Origin of the sequence: Parabacteroides faecis (assembly GCF_014647375.1) — a bacterium.
Taxonomy (GTDB): Bacteria; Bacteroidota; Bacteroidia; order Bacteroidales; family Tannerellaceae; genus Parabacteroides; species Parabacteroides faecis.
In genome coordinates this window covers 1-17,659 of the sequence record NZ_BMPB01000011.1, presented here as the reverse complement: position 1 = coordinate 17,659, position 17,659 = coordinate 1, and the positions used below count along the sequence as shown (strand labels likewise).

14 protein-coding genes and 1 rRNA gene are annotated in these 17,659 nt (G+C 34.1%); 5 read left to right on the top strand and 10 right to left on the bottom strand.

Annotation, left to right across the window (positions count from 1 at the left end):
- Positions 1–5: 5 nt before the first annotated feature.
- The 3 genes from IEY67_RS16295 to IEY67_RS16285 are packed head-to-tail and all read left to right on the top strand — an operon-like array spanning position 6 to position 3,489.
- Positions 6–1,070, top strand: coding sequence for a sialidase family protein (locus tag IEY67_RS16295; protein WP_122376024.1), 1,065 nt, complete (start codon positions 6–8; stop codon positions 1,068–1,070).
- 21 nt (positions 1,071–1,091) lie between these two features.
- On the top strand, positions 1,092–2,360 hold the full coding sequence (locus IEY67_RS25445; RefSeq protein ID WP_122376025.1) for a lipopolysaccharide biosynthesis protein: 1,269 nt from the start codon (positions 1,092–1,094) through the stop codon (positions 2,358–2,360).
- 1 nt (position 2,361) lies between these two features.
- Positions 2,362–3,489: a hypothetical protein gene (locus IEY67_RS16285; protein WP_122376026.1), complete on the top strand. Its 1,128-nt coding sequence runs from the start codon at positions 2,362–2,364 to the stop codon at positions 3,487–3,489.
- Here the strand turns inward: IEY67_RS16285 and IEY67_RS16280 are convergent.
- The 7 genes from IEY67_RS16280 to IEY67_RS16250 are packed head-to-tail and all read right to left on the bottom strand — an operon-like array spanning position 3,486 to position 10,844.
- A complete protein-coding gene (locus IEY67_RS16280) occupies positions 3,486–4,598 on the bottom strand; it encodes a DUF1972 domain-containing protein (RefSeq protein ID WP_122376027.1) in 1,113 nt (370 codons plus the stop codon). The genes IEY67_RS16285 and IEY67_RS16280 overlap by 4 nt on opposite strands.
- 1 nt (position 4,599) lies before the next feature.
- Positions 4,600–5,667, bottom strand: a complete 1,068-nt coding sequence (locus IEY67_RS16275) for a glycosyltransferase family 4 protein (RefSeq protein WP_122376028.1) — start codon at positions 5,665–5,667, stop codon at positions 4,600–4,602.
- An 8-nt stretch (positions 5,668–5,675) separates the two neighbouring features.
- Complete coding sequence (locus IEY67_RS16270) at positions 5,676–6,371, bottom strand: acyltransferase (protein WP_183671880.1); 696 nt, start codon at positions 6,369–6,371, stop codon at positions 5,676–5,678.
- A gap of 1 nt (position 6,372) precedes the next feature.
- Positions 6,373–7,125, bottom strand: coding sequence for a glycosyltransferase family 2 protein (locus IEY67_RS16265; protein WP_122376030.1), 753 nt, complete (start codon positions 7,123–7,125; stop codon positions 6,373–6,375).
- Complete coding sequence (locus IEY67_RS16260) at positions 7,122–8,375, bottom strand: hypothetical protein (RefSeq protein ID WP_183671881.1); 1,254 nt, start codon at positions 8,373–8,375, stop codon at positions 7,122–7,124. Before IEY67_RS16260 ends, IEY67_RS16265 begins: the two co-directional genes overlap by 4 nt.
- A gap of 22 nt (positions 8,376–8,397) precedes the next feature.
- On the bottom strand, positions 8,398–9,987 hold the full coding sequence (locus IEY67_RS16255) for a GumC family protein (RefSeq protein ID WP_122376032.1): 1,590 nt from the start codon (positions 9,985–9,987) through the stop codon (positions 8,398–8,400).
- 14 nt (positions 9,988–10,001) lie between these two features.
- Positions 10,002–10,844, bottom strand: a complete 843-nt coding sequence (locus tag IEY67_RS16250) for a polysaccharide biosynthesis/export family protein (RefSeq protein ID WP_122376033.1) — start codon at positions 10,842–10,844, stop codon at positions 10,002–10,004.
- A gap of 200 nt (positions 10,845–11,044) precedes the next feature.
- On the opposite strand from IEY67_RS16250, the gene IEY67_RS16245 reads away from it, so the two are divergent.
- Positions 11,045–11,899 carry a CvfB family protein gene (locus tag IEY67_RS16245; protein ID WP_183671882.1) on the top strand — a complete coding sequence of 285 codons (855 nt, stop codon included), beginning with the start codon at positions 11,045–11,047 and terminating at the stop codon, positions 11,897–11,899.
- A gap of 382 nt (positions 11,900–12,281) precedes the next feature.
- Here IEY67_RS16245 and lepA read toward each other — a convergent pair whose 3' ends face one another.
- On the bottom strand, positions 12,282–14,069 hold the full coding sequence (gene lepA, locus IEY67_RS16240) for a translation elongation factor 4 (protein WP_122376035.1): 1,788 nt from the start codon (positions 14,067–14,069) through the stop codon (positions 12,282–12,284).
- A gap of 84 nt (positions 14,070–14,153) precedes the next feature.
- Here lepA and IEY67_RS16235 point away from each other — a divergent pair, with 84 nt between their 5' ends.
- Positions 14,154–16,322: a tetratricopeptide repeat protein gene (locus IEY67_RS16235; protein WP_183671883.1), complete on the top strand. Its 2,169-nt coding sequence runs from the start codon at positions 14,154–14,156 to the stop codon at positions 16,320–16,322.
- Positions 16,323–16,388: 66 nt separating this feature from the next.
- Here IEY67_RS16235 and IEY67_RS16230 read toward each other — a convergent pair whose 3' ends face one another.
- Both IEY67_RS16230 and rrf read right to left on the bottom strand, forming a co-directional pair.
- Positions 16,389–17,312 (bottom strand): AraC family transcriptional regulator, encoded by a 924-nt coding sequence (locus IEY67_RS16230; RefSeq protein WP_122356665.1) that lies wholly within the window; start codon positions 17,310–17,312, stop codon positions 16,389–16,391.
- A gap of 131 nt (positions 17,313–17,443) precedes the next feature.
- Positions 17,444–17,554 (bottom strand): 5S ribosomal RNA (gene rrf / locus IEY67_RS16225).
- Between the last annotated feature and the right edge of the window lie 105 nt (positions 17,555–17,659).

Genomic DNA, 17,659 nt, shown 5'->3' with positions numbered 1-17,659 from the left:
ATATTATGAAAATGCATCCATTTATAATATTTCACAAAACATTAAGTCTTCTTTTTTTGCTATCAATACTGGTTGGCTGCCAAAAAGAAGAAGAGGATGAAATAAGCCCCAAAAGTATAATTTATAACGGATGGCATATTGCTTTTACTTCACTTACTACAACTAATAATTCTAAAAGAATACTATTGGCATTTAGACAAGGAACAGATCACGCAAGTTATGATGGAAAAATCATGCAAATGATAAGTGAAGATCGAGGGAAGACTTGGACGGCTCCCCAAACCATTTATCAACCTTCAGAAGGTAAAGATGCTCGTGATCCTCAATATCTTTATCTACCCAATGGAGATTTGATATGTCGTTTTTTTGAAAGAAGATTAGATAATACCAGTTCTGTTTATTTAATCAGATCCAACAATAACGGAGATTCTTATACCCAGATGATTCCAATGACCTATGCCGGAGATACAGAATCATATACAGCAACTCAAGGGAATATGGTCTTAATAAATAATACAATTTACTCTGTCTTATACAATATTAATAACGAGACTTGGTTAATAAAGTCCACAGATATGGGATATACCTGGGATTTCGTTTGCGCATTGAATGAACAAGTGGACAATGATAATATTAAAAACATCCAGATGAATGAAACATCTTTATGCTATCACAAAAATAAAATGTATTTAGTTTGCAGAAGAGATATATTTGAACCTCTTAACTTACTAATAGCAGAAAGTCATGATTTTGGTAAGACATGGAAAAACTGGCAAGAGTTACCTATAAAGGGCCACGCTCCTTCCCTTATAGCACATAATAATTATCTAGTTATGAGTTATCGGGATATTGAAATTAATAAAAACAACAACTATTATTCATTTCGAATAATCCTTTTAAAAGATGGAAAAATAGCAAGTGCTCCCATTATTATAGACAAAAGCGAATGTTTCGATATCGGTTATGGAGATATAGTAAATCTTGATGATCAAAACTTTATTGTTTCTTATTACAAGGAAGGAACCTCCATCAATCTTTACCGACTAAATTATTCTCTTTTCAAAAAATAATCTAAATATAAATCAGAAAGAATGAACATTCAATCATTATTACATAATTCGTCATTAAAAAGAGGAACTTTATTTACGATATTCTCTTTTGCCAATAATGGAATAAGTTTTTTATTACTAATCATCCTTGCAAACTATATCACTCCTAACGAATATGGCCAATTAAATTTATTTAACATATTAATATCATTACTGAGTATTTTTATTTCACTCAGTACAATAGGATATATCCCTGTCTCTTTTTTTAAAAAAACGCAAAAAGAATTTAGACAGGTTATTAATACTGTATTGTTTACCTCAACTTCCACATTAGTCCTTATCAGTTTCATATTACTCATATTTAATCAATCTGTAGAAAAATGGGTTGGAATATCTACCCAATATCAATTTATTGCACTACTTATATGCTATATGCAGTTATATACATCAATTAATCTGGAAATTTGGAGAATTGAAGAAAAAACAATAGCTTATGGTTTTTATAGTCTGTCATCTGTTATTTTAAACTTTGGATTATCTTTATTATTAATAATTATATTTCACCAGGGATGGTTAGGTAGAGTTTATGCACAAATGTTAGTAGTATCTATTTTTTTCATTCTAAGTATTATTATAATGATTAAAAGAGGATATTTGACTATCAAAATACCTGAAAAAAAGATCATTATTGACACTTTAAAATTCGGCATCCCACTCATTCCTCACAATATATCCTTTTGGTTTAGACAGGGATTAGACAGGAACATTATCAATTACTTTTTTACAGCCACAGAAGTTGGGATCTTTAGTTTCGCCATGAACTTTGCCAACATAATAAGTATTGTAGGAAATGCTTTCAATGCAACAAACTCTGTTTTTATATATAAGCAGCTATCAAACAATAATGAAAAAGTTCAAATAACGCTTCGTAAACAAGAACATCTTATGTTTTTATTCTTCCTGGGCCTATCCATTGTTACGTTCATTACTGTAAGCCTTTTCATCCCGATTTTTTTACCTAAATATAAAGATGCAATCTATTTATTACCTCCCCTATGCTTATCTGCTTTTTTTCAATGTATCTATTTATTGTACGTAAATTACTTATTCTTTTATAAGAAGACTCGTTTGTTGATGTACATCACATTTTCTCTGTCTTTTATACAGGGTATATTGTCTTTATGTTTAACAAGGTACGGTATGATATGGACTGCATATATATCTTTATTTATTTCTATTTGTACCACTTTTTTTGTATACATTTGTAGTCGCAAAATAATAAACAAATCTAACTCAGAAATAAAATTATAATATGAAGAATATTATTATTATTGGACATGAGCCTTTGACAAAAAAAAATAAATCTAATTTTTTTATAGACAAGTATCTTGAAAAAGGATTATCAACTTCATACTGGGATGCTTCACAAGTATTTTATCCAGGCATGCATTTAAATGATGAAATACAAGAGATTTATATTAAAAAATTTAACACATTGAAAATGATAGAGAATCAATTGAAAAGTATTGATGTCTCACAATATATATTTATTATTGAAGTCAACGAATATTGGAAAAATAGACAATTTTTCCGGTTATTAAACAGATATAACTGTTACACTATATGTATAGACATGTACGGTAATAGTGTTTTACCTATTCCTTTACAAGAAAAAATACGAAAACTATTCACTAAAAATTTCTTTACATCCATATCTAATTTTACTAACAGGATTCTTTATAGAATATATAAGAAGTATTACAATATACAATCTTTTCAGAGACTTTTCACATCTTCTGAAATCATTTCTCACACAGACAAAATAAATCATCCAGATTATGAAGATTTCAAGAATCTAGAAAAAAACAACACTAATGATATTCAAAAAAAACAATATATAGTATTCGTTGATACATATTTCCCTTATCATCCTGATCTAAAACATGTCTATAAAATAAAAGAAAACGATGGCAAGGAATATCATAAAAGCATAAATAAATTCTTCTCATTCTTGGAAGAAAAATATCAGATTCCTGTTGTAATAGCAGCCCATCCAAAATCCGAATATAAAGGAGATGAATTTAATGGAAGAACAATCATTAAATATAAGACAAATGAACTCATATACTTATCACAAATTGTAATTCTTCATGCCAGCAATGCAATTTCATATGTTGTCTTAGGGGACAAGTCGCCGGTATTTATCACTACTGACGACTATAATTCAGCCCCAATTTTAGCAAAACGGATAAAAGTATTAGCCAATATACTTGGCAAAAAAGTGTATAATATTGATTCCTGCAATTTTCAATCAATCGAAATATCAAAAATAGACAATAACTACAGGAATAAATATATATATAGTTACTTAACATCCAAGGAAACTGAAGAAAAAAGAAATATAGATATTCTATTATCTTTTTATCAATCAATCTCTTAGAATAAAGAATCTTTTAAAATGTTTTCAAATAATTTTTCATACTGATTTGTTATTACAGACCATGAATACTCCTTTATTATTAATTCGCAATTATTTTTTTTCTTCATAGCAATCTCATCATTCATCATATTATCTAAACTATTAATAACATGAGCCACATCACGATCTAAAGAAAAGAAAAAAGCATTATTTTTCAGTACAGCCCGGTTAAAATCATTCGAATGAGCAACAATCAATGCTTGGCTTGCCATAGCCTCTAACAAGGAAGGATTAGTCCCACCTACAGAATGCCCATGAAAATATGCTTTAGAATAATATCGTAAACTATCCAAAATATCTTTATTATAAATCCCCCCAATAAAATGAATATTAAATCCTTGATATTTCTTTTTAAGATAGACACCATATTTTGTTAAATGATTTCCTATGACGACAAAAGGTAAACTTGATTTTGACAATATAAAACCATCCAATATCATTTCAATATTATTTTCCGGTTCCAAACGGGCTATCAGTACATAATAATTCTCTTTTGATAGAGAATAAGACAATAAAATATTTTCGTTAAAAGCATAAACCGGATTCGCTCCATAAGCAATATAATAAGAATTAACACCAAATTCATTCAAATAGTACTGTTGAATACCAGTATTATCAGATATTAAATAATGTGATTTCTTGACCGCTAATTTTTCTAATTTTTTTATTAGCCATCGAGTGATAATATTCCATTTGCTCCTTTTCCATTCTAAACCATCCATATTAGTTATCAAAACAGGTCTTTTTCTTCCCCGCATTAAATAATAAGAAGGAGCATTACTATGATATCCACATTCCAGAATAATATCATAATCTTCTTTTAGAGCATCACGCAGACATAAGAAATCATACACAAAATTTGCAGATGCTCCTATATACTTTTCAGGACTATAGATATATTTAATATGCACACTCTTATATTCTTTTTTCTTATACGGATGAAAATGAGGACTATAGACTGTTACTTTATGATTCTTTTTTACTAATAAAACAGAAAGATATTCCGCGAATTGTTCAAACCCTCCATAATTATTAGGTATTCCTCTTGTCCCTAAAATAGCAATTTTCATGTTAGACTCTTTTAATTTGATTTTCTATTTCATCAATCATATTCCCATAATCAAATAATAAGGATTGGGCTTTTGCGTTTTTAGATAATCTTTCATAATTCCCTGATTCCAAAATATAAATAATTTTCTCTATCAATTCATCCATATTTCTAGAATCGATACAAAAACCATTTTCGTCATTCTTTACAAGTTCAATAGGTCCTCCAACAGGTGGACAAATAACCGGAAGTTGGTAAGCCATTGCTTCTAATAACGTTAAACCGAAAGTTTCAACCCATAATGAAGGATTGGATAAATTTAAAACCAAATCAGCTTCATGCAAAAATTTATATACAGTTGGTTGCGCTGGGTATATTTTCAAATTTGAGGAGATACCAGAAAAAAAAGATGTGATTTCGCTTTGTGAACTATTTAAAACTAAAGAAAAATTATATTGCGGTAACCGCTTGGCTAATTCCACTAAAACATCCACCCCTTTATATATTTTCAATGAAGAAATCATCAGAATATTATAGGGTCTGCTCCTTTTATTTTTTATTTCTATATGACTCAAAAATTCTTCTGACAAAGTGTTATACACAACCACAGACTCCATATTTTTTTTATCGTACTGTTTTTGAAGATATTTAGATACGAAAATTGTTCTCGTTGCACATATCTTCCAAGTCTTTTCATAAAAAAGATGTAAAGCGTTTGGATTAACATACTTTTCATGAACATGGTATAAGACCGGTATATGGTTTAATAGAGCAGAAAATGCCGCTCCTACAGGACATATTGTATTAATATAAAACAATGTATCTTTTTTCTGTTTATATTTCAGCGACGATATAAAAATATACAACTGAGCATAAAACATTCTAAAGAGAGTCATAACCTTACTTTTTGTCCATTTATAACTAAAAGTATGGTAAGTAACGCCGTCTATATCGGTAAGAAAGCCTTCTGTCCTAGAGGTATAAAGTTCTATCTGATATCCTTTCGAAAGTAGTCCACGAATGATCATAGAAAAAACTTTAGGACTACCACTATAGTCATTATATAAATGGAAACATACTATTTTTTTCATTTTCCAACTCAATATTTACGAATTACTCTAGCAGGAACCCCAGCAATGACACAATGATCCGGAAACTCACCTTTTACCACAGCACCAGCTGCTATTACACAAGAATTACCAATTCTAACACCATCCAGTATCGTTACTTTTGCACCTATCCAACAATTATCACCAATTACAATACCTTTACGCGAAACACCTTGATGTTTAATCAACTTATCATGATTTTCAAAGTTATGATTCTCTGGATGACAAGAGAAATAAGCTCCAATAATACAATTATGACCTATTTCCAAACCTCCTGCTCCACCTAAATTAGCAAATTCACCAATCCCCACTTCATTTCCAATTTTGATATGGCCTGTAATATCCTGCAAATTTTTAGACACATGAATGGTTGAATAAGCTGATATTTTAACACTGTCACCAATACAAAGAGAACCAGGATGCATTGCAGATATTATTGAACCTTTTTCTATTAATACCATTTTTCCGATTTTCATATTTCTCAAATAATATAAAGAAACATTTTTTTCCAAAAACAGACTCCATACTATCTTACCTCCTAATAATGAGATAATAGAACCTCTGACTTTGCAGAAAAATAAATGCAAGATAAACAGCATCAACGTATAGTTCGTTATGTTCTTAGATAACGAAAAATGAGGATTTCGCATTCTCATTAATTTCTCAAACCAACTAATAATCTGCATATCAAATAAACCTTTTTACTTTTATTCTTAACAAAAACAGATAATAACTTATATACTTTTCCAAAGCAAAAATACATCTATTCAAGTATTTCTTTTTAGTATGCATATTTACTATTATACAAGTCTCCCTCACTGCTTTTTTACTTAAACTAACCCCTCCTGATTTCATTTTAACTACAACTTCATCTATAAAAAGAGCTTTCAACTGATCTTCTTTTCTCATTAAAAATTCATAATCTGCACATATTTTAAAATCCAGATTAAAAAGTCCTATTTCATCAAATAAAGATCTTTTATGTAAAGAAGCTACATGAGAAACTGTCATGCGGTTCTTAAAAGCATTCCAATTCCATTTTTCTCCTATTATTTTAATAAGCTTGTCATTCTCATCCACATAATAAGCTCGGGCTGATATATATTCACATATAAATACATTTTCATCAAGGAAAGATCTATATCTATCTAACGTAGAAGGCAACAAAAAATCATCTGCACCTAAGAACAAAATCCATTCACCACGTGCTTTACAAATACCTTTATTCCATGCGTGGTAAAGTCCTTTATCAGGTTCACTAATATAAAAATCCACAATATCCTTATTTCGAGATACTATTTCTCCTGTTGAATCGGACGATCCTCCATCTATAATCAACAATTCGATATCATGTTTCTTTTGTACACGTATACCATCAAGACAATCACTCAGGGTCTCTGCTGCATTAAAAGTAGCTATAATTATACTGATTTTTTTCATAGCAACATCTCCTTCTGATTTTCATCTTTTAACAAAGAATAAATAAAGCCACTCAATATCAATAAACAACAAGATTCTCCAGAGAAAAAGCCATTCACTACTAATAATGAAAAATTAAAAGATAATATAGAAGAAACTAAGATATAAAATTGAAATTTCAGATCATCTCTACCTTTTGAATAGATATATCCCTTATAAAATAAAAACGCGCTAAAAAATAATTCTAATACGAGTCCCAATAGCCCTGTTTTGATAAGTAGATAAGCAAATCCATTATGAAAAATAGGGATTTCACTTATCGTTAATAACGGCATAATCAGTTCAAATTCCAAATAAATGGTTTTACCAAAACCATAACCCAAAAACTTATCCAATAAACCTCCATTCATAAAAGCTTTAATAGCTTCAAACAGTTCATATGCACGCCAATTATGAATCACAGAATCGTAATCATCAAATGACTGGATAAACATTTCTGTCAAAGAATTACGCATTTTTTCAGCCAGGAAATTATCCCCACTCAACAATATTACTATAACTGTGACTATAATCATTATGACCATTCCAAACATATAAACACCAATCTTTTTATATTTTCGGATAAGCCAATTATAAAGTAGCGGGATAAAATATAATAACAATGTCAAATAATAAACACGTGAAGCAAAATAGTAAAAAGCTAATAGATTGACTAAAACAAAAAGAAACCAATACAATGAACTTATTTTAAATTCTTTCAAATACTTTTTACCCAAAACAATAAAAACCAAAGCCAAAATAGGAGCAGGAAGCCCTGTACCGACTGAATATCTAGTATCCTCAGCATCCGCGACAAACAGAGTATCAAAAATAAATGTAATTTGCAAAAAGTAAATCAAGGAATATAATGTTCCAAAAAAAACAATCAATAACATGAATTTACTTAAAGACATATATTTTTGCATGAAATACCCCATAATAAAAGCTGTAATTGGAGATAAAAAATAAGCATAATCACGCAATATATTGATCAGAAAATAACCTTTTCCTATTCGCGTTCCTATTACCAATAGTAAACTAAGAGGAATAAGGACTTTTAAATCCTTCAAAACTAATAAGTTTTTTCCTATAAAGTATGCAGACACTACTAATGGAACTCCGAATGAAATTAATTGATTCCTATATCCTAATACGACTATCAAAAATAACCCCAAAACAAGAATCAAATAATCGATTTTTCCAAGTAAGAAAAGTATTTTCTCATTATTCATCACTCTACTCCTTCTGAAACAATTAAATATCTTTCATAAGACTTTTCATTATCAATATAACAGTCGGAACAAATATTGCCATAATCAAAGCTATCGAGAAAACAAATAATTTATTGGGTTTAAGTGGCTTACTAAGACTATAAGCCGAATCTATAACCTTAGCCTTTTCCATTGAAGTTGCTAATTTCATACCTGCTTCTTCTTTTTGCTGCAACAAATACAAATATAACTCCGACTTAATCATTTGTTGACGTTTTATATCAAGGAATTCTCTTTCTTGGGTAGGCATTTTCTTAATGCGGGAAATAAAATCCTGCTCCTGTTTCGTCAAATCCTGCCGTGCAAAATTAAAACCAGCCTTAATGCTCTTAAATGTTTCCAATACATTATTACGCATAATCTCTATTTGTTCAGTTAACAATTGAACATTGGGATTATCTTCCGTTGTCGTATTCAATAATCTTTTACGAGCTAATAAAAAATCATTATATTGTTGCAATCCTTCCGCAGCAGTCTTTTCGGTAATGCCCAAATTAAATGGAGCCAAAGCAAATTTATTTTCCGGATCCTTCAAAAAGTCCTCTATTAAACTTACTGTTGCATATTGAATTTCCGAATCAATCAATTTTTCTTTAAAATCACCATTTTTTGTCAACATAATTTCAGCTTCTGTTTCCAGATCTGTCAAATTATTATCTTTCTTAAAAGCTTCCAAACGTTTCTCGATTTGTTCTAACTCTCTTTCATTAAGAGCTATACGCTGATCAAAAAAATCAACTGAGCGTAATGCCGATGTATTTTTATCTTGCAAACCCTCTTCATTATACTTTCTGATAATAGTATTTAAAAGAGCTTTTCCTCTATTTATATTTGTTTCTTCTACCGTCAAATTTATACCATTAGCCTTTTTCTCCTTTATAGAAACAACTAAGTTTTTCATAATCGACTCAGTTGTCAAATTATATCCCAGAAAAACTATTTTCATTGATTCCACAGGATTTTTCTCAAAGTAAGGCGTCTTTGTTATAAGGAAATCTCCATAATCTTCAACGGATAAAGTCAAAGGAAAAGTTTTACCTGACACTTCACCGACAGATGACCAACCTTCTTTTGCTTTAACTTTCACTGTTCCATCACGTTCTACATTCAATTTAAAAACTAAAGCGCTGGAGAATGTTTCAGGCAAAAGACTATCCTTTGGCATTATTAAAAACGGAGAATCTCCAAAATAATCTTTTTTTGAGAAAAAACTACCTGAAGTATAAATCGTATTCAAATTTAAATCAGCAACAGATTTACGAATCAAGGTATAAGAATTAATTAGCAATAACTCATCATCAACAGAACCACCTCCCATAGTCAACGAACTACCGAAAGAAAAGCCTTGCAACATTGAAGACATAGCCATTCCAGCGCCTCCCCCTTTATCCGATTCATTTTTTATCAACACATTTGCATCGACTTGATAAACCGGTTGAGTCATATAAACATATAAAACTGACAAAAATAAACAAACTACTACAGATATCAGAAACCATTTCCAATACTGCATAATTTCTTTCAACCCTCTAAACAAACTCAATGGAGCCTCTTTCATTTCTGCTTTTTCCATAGATCGATTCGTTTTTATTTAGTTATTGCAAGGATAATACTAGTTACAGTAGAACAAACACTAACAATAGCGGTCACTACTGAAAGAGTAAATTGTTCTGTTTGGCTATATCGAGAGTTCTTCTTCCTCTTATCATTAGGTTCAACATACACAACATCATTTTGTTGTAAATAGAAATCAGGATCCATCAAAAAATCACTTTCTGTTAAATCAAATACTATAATCTGTTTAACACCATTTATATCCCGAATCACCTTTACATTCTTACGATCACCAAAAATTGTCAAATCACCAGCAAATCCTAATGCATCCAAAATAGATACACGATCAGTTCCAACGGAATAACTACCCGGTCTGGTGACCTCTCCTAATACCGTTACCTTATAGTTTATAATATTCAAATTAACAATCGGATCTTTCACATACTTACGTATTCTGTCTTGTATTAACTGAATTACTTCCTGTTTACGCATTTCCGATATTTTTAATTCGCCTAATACCGGAAAATTTATATATCCTAAAGCATTAACTGTATATGTTTGCATTGCTTGCGATGCTCCAATATCCTTTGTTCCTGCAGAATTACTTCCATTAGATGAACTAGATACAATTCCCCCTTCCTTCACAAAAGAAACCAAAGGCAAATTAAAGGGGGCAACAGCTAAAGGATCTGTCGATGACACTGCAATCGTTAAAACATCACCTACTTTAATCATTGGGTCGATATAATTCTTCATACGAGTTATATCGTCCACTGTTATATCATTCCCCTTTTGAAAATAAGTAATATCTTTAGGAACAGAACAAGCTCCCATTAAGATAATAAACAACACTGCCGAAGCTAATTTCAATCTCATAATTTTGTTTTTCTTCAAATAAGTTGCAAATATACGACTTTTAGTTCAACCCCAAACCACATAAATGTGTTCTTCTAGTCCAAGTTACATTTATAACGATGCATTTATTAATATATTGCTGCATGATAAAGTAAAAATATAAGAGATTTTATCCCTCTATCTTGAATTATCATGTACTTTTGTCTCAAAACAAAAATGTTATGTTAGAAGTAGGAAAATACAACACACTTAAAATAGTAAAAGACCTGGATTTCGGGGTTTACCTGGATGGGGGCAATGGGAAAGAGATACTTCTTCCAGCCCGATATGTTCCTAAAAATGTGAAACCGGGAGATGAGGTGGAAGTTTTTATTTATCATGATAATGAAGGCAGGCTCATAGCTACTACAGCTCATCCGTTGGCTATTGTCGGTGAGTTTAAGTTTATGGAAGTCAAATCGGTAAATAACACGGGAGCATTTCTGGAATGGGGATTAATGAAAGATCTGCTGGTTCCTTTCAAGGAACAAAAAATGCCGATGCGCGAAGGTAAGTGGTATCTGGTGTATGTCCATCTCGATCATATCACAGGACGGATCGTTGCTTCTGCGCGTATCGACAAGTACCTGGACAATGTCATGCCCGAATATACACCCAATCAGGAAGTCGATCTGTTAGTGGCCGATGAAACAGAGATCGGTTACAAAGTCATTATAAACAACCTACACTGGGGATTGCTATATTATAATGAAGTCTTCCGCCGTCTGGAAAAAGGCGAAGAAATCAAAGGCTATATCAAAGAAGTCAGGGAAGATGAAAAGATCGATGTAAGCCTCACGCCGCAGGGATATCAGAAAATAGAAGGGTTGGCAGGAACCATTCTCGAATCCTTAAAAAGTCAGGGAGGGTTTATTGCTGTCCATGACAAAAGTGATCCGGAAGTCATTCAGTCACTTTTTCAATGTAGTAAAAAGAGTTTTAAACAGGCCGTCGGTGCTCTATACAAACAACATCTTATCACATTGGAAGATGGTGGTATAAGCCTGGTAAAAAATCAGGAGCAGTTACCTGAATAGTACAACATTCTATAAAAAGATATCTCCGCCTAAAGATATTTAGTTTGTTATATGTAGTTTCTTATGTAAAAAGACACTACCTCTTATATCATCAGTCATAATATTTTAAACGTTTGACCTTGGTGAAACTCATATTCAACCAAGGTCAAATACAAGTTCGACCCAGGTCGACTTTACGCTTCACCCAGGTCGAACAGTCAGATTGTACAAGCCTTATCATTAATTACATATAATCTGACAAGTTAAAATATGCAGTGTTTCCTCTAAAAGGTAAGAGAGTCATATCATATAAAAAGGTGATGCCGTCCTAAACAGACGACATCACCTTGTATACTTTGATTATTAATCGCTTCGTTTATGCAAACCGCTTATGAAGGAATATTTAGTCTAACTTTAATACGGCCAGGAAAGCTTTCTGAGGAACTTCCACTGTTCCGATCTGTTTCATTCGTTTCTTACCTTCCTTCTGTTTTTCCAGCAATTTACGCTTACGTGAAATATCACCACCATAACATTTAGCCGTTACATCCTTACGCACAGCCTTGATTGTTTCACGGGCAATGATCTTCGCACCGATAGCTGCCTGAATAGCAATATCAAATTGCTGACGCGGTATTAGTTCTTTCAGTTTCTCGCACATACGACGGCCGAATGTCACACTGTTATCCACATGTGTCAAAGTCGACAAAGCATCCACAGGCTCACCGTTCAACAGGATATCCAGCTTCACCAGTTTACTCGGACGGAAATCATGGATATGATAATCGAAAGAAGCATATCCTTTAGAGATACTTTTCAATTTATCATAAAAGTCGATCACAATCTCACCTAAAGGCATATCGTAATGGATCTCTACACGATCACCTGAAATATATTCCTGTTTCAGCAAAATACCACGCTTACCCAGACAAAGTGTCATGATCGGACCAATAAAAGTCGTATTGGTTATGACAGATGCACGGATATACGGTTCGTCAATATGATCGATCAAGGTTGGTTCCGGCAAACCGCTCGGATTGTGCACTTCCATGCAATTTCCCTTTTTATCATATACTTTATACGATACGTTAGGCACCGTCGTGATCACATCCATATTGAATTCACGATCCAAACGTTCCTGCACGATCTCCATATGCAACAAACCAAGGAAACCACAACGGAAACCAAATCCCAAAGCGGCCGAACTTTCCGGCTGGAATGTCAGGGAAGCATCGTTCAACTGCAGCTTCTCCAACGAAGCACGCAAATTCTCAAAATCTTCACTGTCTATTGGATAAACACCGGCAAATACCATCGGTTTCACCTCTTCAAAACCAGCGATAGCTTCTTTTGCCGGACGAGCTACATGAGTGATCGTATCCCCTACCCGAACTTCACGGGAAGTCTTGATCCCGGAAATGATATAACCGACATCGCCGGTGCGGATCTCACTACGTGGAGACATATCCAGTTTTAATATACCGACTTCATCTGCATCATATTCTTTTCCTGTCGCAATGAATTTCACATGGTCTCCTTTGCGGATCACACCGTTCACTACTTTAAAATAGGCAATGATACCACGGAACGAATTAAATACAGAGTCAAAGATAAGGCACTGAAGCGGTGCCTCAGGATCTCCCTTCGGAGCAGGGACCTTTTCAATGATTGCATCAAGTATTTCAAAAACTCCTTCACCCGTCTTACCGCTTGCCCGGATAATATCTTCACGAGGGCAGCCCAGCAGTTCGACGATCTGATCTTCCACTTCATCCGGCATGGCGCTGGGAAGGTCGATCTTATTCATTACCGGTATAATCTCCAGATCGTTCTCGATCGCCATATACAGATTGGATATAGTCTGCGCCTGGATTCCCTGAGCGGCATCGATAATGAGGAGAGCACCTTCACATGCTGCAATAGAGCGGGAAACTTCATATGAAAAGTCTACGTGTCCCGGAGTATCGATCAAATTCAGGATATATTCTTCACCTTTATAATTATATTTCATCTGGATGGCATGACTCTTGATCGTAATGCCTCGTTCACGTTCCAGATCCATATCATCGAGGACCTGCGCTTGTAAGTCTTTGCCTTCGACTGTCTTGGTATATTCAAGCAAACGGTCAGCCAAAGTACTCTTACCATGGTCAATATGAGCAATAATACAGAAATTGCGGATATTCTTCATGTGCTAATTTATTTTAGGTGTGCAAAGATAGGAATTTTAGGTCAAAAACTATACTTTTGGCATACCATTTGTTGTTAATATTATATGACACTACAAGAAATAAATAAAGCATATAACCGCATAATCGGTTCATTGGACAGTAAAGAATTAAAGAATGCCTTTGATTCTATCCAGTCGCTCATATCCGGAAGTCGTGAAATATCGTTTCAGGATAAGTTGAATGAGCTGCAGGACACATATAAATATATGTTACGCTACCGCATCGAAGGGGCAAAAGACCCGATGCAGGAACAGATATACAACAGGATACAGACGTCTTCATACGAACTGGCGGACCGTATCAGAAACAAGGCGTTGGCGATCGAGTCGCCACTGGCTTTCTATAGCCGACGCAGAAGTTTGCAGGTTCAGCCGAATGTGACGTTTGAGAATCTGCACCTTCAGTTAAGCAAGCATTATGCTACAGGCAACAGAGCTGAATACGACGCTATGCTGATCGTCCTGTTCAATAAGATATGGGTGTCCGATCCTTTTACTATTGAAGAGGCTGTAGTAATCAAAAATATACTTTTCGATAACGAACTGCCGTTCACCGCCGGTTGCCAGATTGTTTCAGCACTGATGCTAGGACTACAAGCTGCTTTCGATCCGGAAAAACTAATGCTACTGTTTGATGCAGCCAATCATGAAAATGAAGAGATAAAAGTGCGTGCATTGATTTCAATCCTGCTGACATTATATGTTTACAGAAAAAGAACAGCTCTTTATCCGCAAATAACAAACAGGCTGGATGCTCTTTCCGAGACTCCGGGCTTCACTAAAGCGATACGGACTATCACATTACGTTTTATCCTGGCTCGTGAAACAGAGAAGATCACCCGGAAACTACAAAATGAGATTATCCCCGAGATGATGAAATTAAGCCCGAAGATCAGCAATAAAATCAATCTGAAGGATATTACGCCGGAACAGTTGGGAGAAGAAATGAATCCGGAATGGGAAAATATATTTGCAGACAGCTCTTTAGGCAAAAAAATGGAAGAATTCAGCGAATTACAACAGGAAGGGGCCGATGTGATGCATTCTACATTCGTTCATTTGAAAAGTTTCCCCTTTTTCCGCGAATTGAGTAACTGGCTATTGCCGTTCACAACCGAACATTCATCATTCGGCGATCGTTTCAATCAGAACAACGGTGAAAAGCTGATGTTGGACTCCATGACGCTTGCTGCATTTATGTGCAATTCCGATAAATATTCGTTATACTTCAGTATGATGCAATTACCAGAAGAGGCCAAGAAAATGATGATGAATCAATTCGATAGCCAGGCTACAGAGATGATCCAACAGAATAAAGAAGAATTGATCAGCAAACGGGGAAAACTGGAAGCTATCACAGGACAATATATACAAGATTTATACCGCTTCTTTAAAATATATCCGGGACATCTGGATTTCAACGACATTTTTACTATGCCGCTTGACTTCCATAATTTGAGCATTCTGCGTCCTTATATTTCTGATGAAGAAAGTCTAAGTAGCATTGCTGAATTTTATCTGCGTAAAAATTACTTCAGTGATGCGCTGACCATATTCAACCAGCTTGCCGAAACAAATCAGGACAGTGATATTCTTTTCCAGAAAATAGGTTACTGTAAACAAATGAATGACGATTTACAGGGAGCTTTGGATGCTTATCTGCGGGCGGATCTTTTAAATCCGGGAAGCAAATGGGTTATCCGCCGCATAGCAGGCTGTTACCGTTCGTTGAAAGAACCGGAAGAAGCATTAAAGTATTATCGCAGATACGAGAAACTGAATCCCGACAATTTGTCAATTACAATTAGTATAGGACATTGTTATCTGGAACTCAGGAACTACAGTGAAGCCTTAAAATGTTTCTATAAAGTCGATTACCTGGATGGTAACAATAAGGCATGGCGCCCAATAGCATGGTGTTCATTCCTGACCGGTAAATATGACCAGGCACGAAACTACTATAAAAAGATACTATCCAATCAACCTAATACACAGGATCTGCTAAACGCAGGCCATACGGAATGGGCATTACAAAACATAAAAGGAGCCATAGAGTTCTATAGGCAAGCTGTAGAGAAAGAAAACAGAGATTTCTATAAATTTCAGGAAGAGTTCAATCAGGATATCCCGGATTTGATCGTGGCCGGAATAGAAGATACTGAAATATCCCTGATGATGGATCAGTTAAGATATGTATTAAGTGATTCTTTATAAAATCAATCATATTTAGAAAAGCCCTATTCAAGCTCTAATGAATAGGGCTTTTCTATTAAATACAGTTTACACGGGTTCAACCGGTATACAAATATCCACAATAAACTTCTTTTCCGGATGCTCATCATGATTGTTTTGATAAATCTCATAATGATATCCATAACCACATTTACAACCATTCTCTTCTAACAGATCGAACATCGCATTCCAGGCAGAGGGAAACTCAGACATCGATAATTCAAAACGTCCAACCGCATATAAACCACCTGATAATCTATAACAGCCGATCATACCCTCCGGTTTCACCTCTTCAGATACAAACATAGCTGCATCAGCCGTTAATTTATCGACCGGAGTTACACGGGGATCATCATGATAGACAGACAATAATCGCATATCCGGTTGAGAGATAAATCCCCTGGGTAAAGCCCATTTCATAAGATTAGCAAAAGCCTCCTGCATCTGATCCAAAGCTCCTTGATGGCGACAATAAATAACGATTCTCTCTGGCATCTGTTTAATTTCAAAAGTGCAATTCATATTCATACCATTTACTTTAATTGTTTTATCACGACAAAAATACCGTGAATAAAGTGAGGTATGTTGCTCGTTTATGCTTTTGAATTGACATTTCTTGCTATTCTGCTGTCCATTTTTGCGACGGTACTCTTCAGCCGATACACCGAAATGACGCTTGAAACTACGACAAAAAGAAGATGCGGAAGAAAATCCCCAATCATAAGCTACATCTTTGATAGCTACAGGATCGCTCAGCAATACATTAGCAGCACGCTCCAATCTTCTCCGAAGGATATACTTTCCGACCGGTTCACTCATAGAAGATGTAAATATCCGATGAAAATGGTAAGTAGAAATATCAATAAGAGATGAAAGTTCTTCTATTGAAATCTGTCTGTTCAAATTAGAGTTTATATAATCAATAACCCGATTGATCTGTTTGGTATGGTCCTGTTCTATTGTATTCGCCACGTTTGTCTCCTGTTTAATTAGATTAAATACAAATATAAGAATACGCATTTACATATTAAGGATTCATATAAACAAAAAAGGAGTCCACTCTTTCGAATGAACTCCTTCTACCTTTCAGCTCTCGCTTACTAAAACGGCGGCTATCTACTCTCCCACTTTTACGCAGTACCATCGACGTGGTTGGGCTTAACTTCTCTGTTCGGAATGGGAAGAGGTGGATCCCCAACGCTATAACCACCTTAATACCTTTTAAGATGTTTGACTTTGGACAACGTTACTTTAATGTAACTCATTTTCTTTGAGCTTATGACAGGTATTACTACCCACCACCTGCTGATATATCAACC

What these genes read in the sequence shown, in the direction of transcription:
- IEY67_RS16295 (WP_122376024.1), top strand. Translation starts at nt 6, where the DNA reads ATGAAAATGCATCCATTTATAATATTTCACAAAACATTAAGTCTTCTT.
- IEY67_RS25445 (WP_122376025.1), top strand. Translation starts at nt 1,092, where the DNA reads ATGAACATTCAATCATTATTACATAATTCGTCATTAAAAAGAGGAACT.
- IEY67_RS16285 (WP_122376026.1), top strand. Translation starts at nt 2,362, where the DNA reads ATGAAGAATATTATTATTATTGGACATGAGCCTTTGACAAAAAAAAAT.
- IEY67_RS16280 (WP_122376027.1), bottom strand. Translation starts at nt 4,598, where the DNA reads ATGAAAATTGCTATTTTAGGGACAAGAGGAATACCTAATAATTATGGA.
- IEY67_RS16275 (WP_122376028.1), bottom strand. Translation starts at nt 5,667, where the DNA reads ATGAAAAAAATAGTATGTTTCCATTTATATAATGACTATAGTGGTAGT.
- IEY67_RS16270 (WP_183671880.1), bottom strand. Translation starts at nt 6,371, where the DNA reads ATGCAGATTATTAGTTGGTTTGAGAAATTAATGAGAATGCGAAATCCT.
- IEY67_RS16265 (WP_122376030.1), bottom strand. Translation starts at nt 7,125, where the DNA reads ATGAAAAAAATCAGTATAATTATAGCTACTTTTAATGCAGCAGAGACC.
- IEY67_RS16260 (WP_183671881.1), bottom strand. Translation starts at nt 8,375, where the DNA reads ATGAATAATGAGAAAATACTTTTCTTACTTGGAAAAATCGATTATTTG.
- IEY67_RS16255 (WP_122376032.1), bottom strand. Translation starts at nt 9,987, where the DNA reads ATGGAAAAAGCAGAAATGAAAGAGGCTCCATTGAGTTTGTTTAGAGGG.
- IEY67_RS16250 (WP_122376033.1), bottom strand. Translation starts at nt 10,844, where the DNA reads ATGAGATTGAAATTAGCTTCGGCAGTGTTGTTTATTATCTTAATGGGA.
- IEY67_RS16245 (WP_183671882.1), top strand. Translation starts at nt 11,045, where the DNA reads ATGTTAGAAGTAGGAAAATACAACACACTTAAAATAGTAAAAGACCTG.
- lepA (WP_122376035.1), bottom strand. Translation starts at nt 14,069, where the DNA reads ATGAAGAATATCCGCAATTTCTGTATTATTGCTCATATTGACCATGGT.
- IEY67_RS16235 (WP_183671883.1), top strand. Translation starts at nt 14,154, where the DNA reads ATGACACTACAAGAAATAAATAAAGCATATAACCGCATAATCGGTTCA.